General features: G+C 67.6%; 1 protein-coding gene. It reads right to left on the bottom strand.

The annotated features are described in order from the left end of the window. Positions 1-691, bottom strand: a 691-nt coding sequence (locus NBW84_RS20785) for an ABC transporter substrate-binding protein (protein ID WP_250286592.1), incomplete at both ends; no start/stop codon positions are given.

The following is a 691-nucleotide window of genomic DNA, read 5'->3' as shown; positions in this document are numbered from 1 at the left end:
GGGTGAAGGCGGTCAGGGCAGTGCTGTTGACCTTGTCGACGGCGATGGAGCCGCCGCCCGCGACCGGGCCCACCAGGCTGGCATCCGACAGGATCTGCCCGTCGACGGCACCGCTCTGCAACGCGAGCAGATCGGCCTGCGCGTCCTTGTAGAAAGCCACCCTTACGCCGTCGAGGTAGGGCTTCCCGGAATCCCAGTACCTCGGGTTGCGGGTGAACGACGCGCCCGTGCCGCTGTCATAGGAGCTCAGCAGGAACGGCCCTGTGCCGATCGCTTTCTGGGCGAACGTTCCCACCTGGTAGTCCGGCTTCAGGATGAGCGCGTTGTAGTTGCCGGCGGACACCAGATAGGGAAATTCCGAGAACGGCCGCTCAAGGCGGAACACGACCGTGTCGGGGCCCGCCAGCGAGACGCCGCCGGCCTTGAGCACCGTGTCGAACGCCGACAGCGCCGCGGACTTGTTCGCGGGATCGAGCAGACGGTCGAACGACGCCTTCACCGTGGCCGCGTCCAAAGGTGTGCCGTCGGAGAAGACGACTCCCTGGCGGATGGTGAACGACCAGGTCCGGCCCGCCTCCGACGACGTCCACGCGGTCGCCAGCCGGGGCCGCAGCTGGAAGTCGGCGTCCAGCCAGATCAGGTAGTCGGCGACGAGCTGGACCAGGGCGATCGCGGTGCCGTCGTACATCGA

The organism is Protofrankia sp. CiP1_Cm_nod2, assembly GCF_920664355.1.
Taxonomy (GTDB): Bacteria; Actinomycetota; Actinomycetes; order Frankiales; family Frankiaceae; genus Protofrankia.
Note: the sequence above shows the minus strand (reverse complement) of the source record. Positions and strands in the feature narration are given on the sequence as shown.